This window comes from Alloprevotella sp. oral taxon 473 str. F0040 (assembly GCF_000318095.2).
In the GTDB taxonomy this organism is placed as follows: Bacteria; Bacteroidota; Bacteroidia; order Bacteroidales; family Bacteroidaceae; genus Alloprevotella.
Genome location: NZ_KB290716.1, coordinates 143,830 through 144,543, shown reverse-complemented (window position 1 = coordinate 144,543; position 714 = coordinate 143,830). Strand labels below are relative to the sequence as shown.

The following is a 714-nucleotide window of genomic DNA, read 5'->3' as shown; positions in this document are numbered from 1 at the left end:
CCGCATTTGACTACTCTCTTGTGTGGGGGCGCACGTGGAATCTCAATCCACGCTGGGCATTGAAAACACAAATCGGCATCGGCGCGCATGGTTATCTCCGCACCTCAGCGCAAGAGGATTTCTACAATCAGCCCGAAAACTATGGCACCGAGACAAGTGGCCTCACTTGTCCCGTCGATGTCGGCCTCGTCTATCGGTTTTGAGGAGTTGGATAAAAAATACATTGTATGCTCTCCAATTAGAAATGCACGGTATATTGAAATTTAATTGGGGATTTCCTTGTAAGGAATGAAGGCTGTTGTTATCTTTGCACGGATAAACTTAATAATCTATTTCAATCTATTTCAATGAAGAACTTCCTACTATGTGCATGTTGTTTTTCTCAAGATGGCAATGAATGGATTGGCCGTATTTTGTATTGGTAATCGACAATTATGTATTTCCTAGATTCTTCTTCAGGAGAGGTGATGGAATTTATGATGAAAATGCTTGTTGGCTTGTCCAGTATCATTGGATTCCCTAAAATATCGACCACTCCTTACAAACCAGAGCCAAAACTGGCAGCCGAAGTGGGCGTGCTGAGTGGCGTGAGCTATGAACGGCCCATTGGCGGGAAGTTTTCTGCCGTGGGAAAACTTGGCCTTTCGATGTCTGACGAGGGTAATCCTTGGACGTATGCAGGATTTCAACCAACTGCCGAACTCGGACTGCGCT

At 45.1% G+C, this 714-nt stretch carries 2 protein-coding genes; both read left to right on the top strand.

All coding sequences use genetic code 11. From position 1 onward, the window contains the following. Positions 1-203, top strand: a 203-nt coding sequence (locus HMPREF9999_RS10450) for a hypothetical protein (RefSeq protein ID WP_009437304.1), incomplete at its 5' end; no start/stop codon positions are given. 231 nt (positions 204-434) lie between these two features. Beyond that, positions 435-714 (top strand): hypothetical protein (locus tag HMPREF9999_RS10590; RefSeq protein WP_009437303.1); only part of this gene is annotated, 280 nt, incomplete at its 3' end.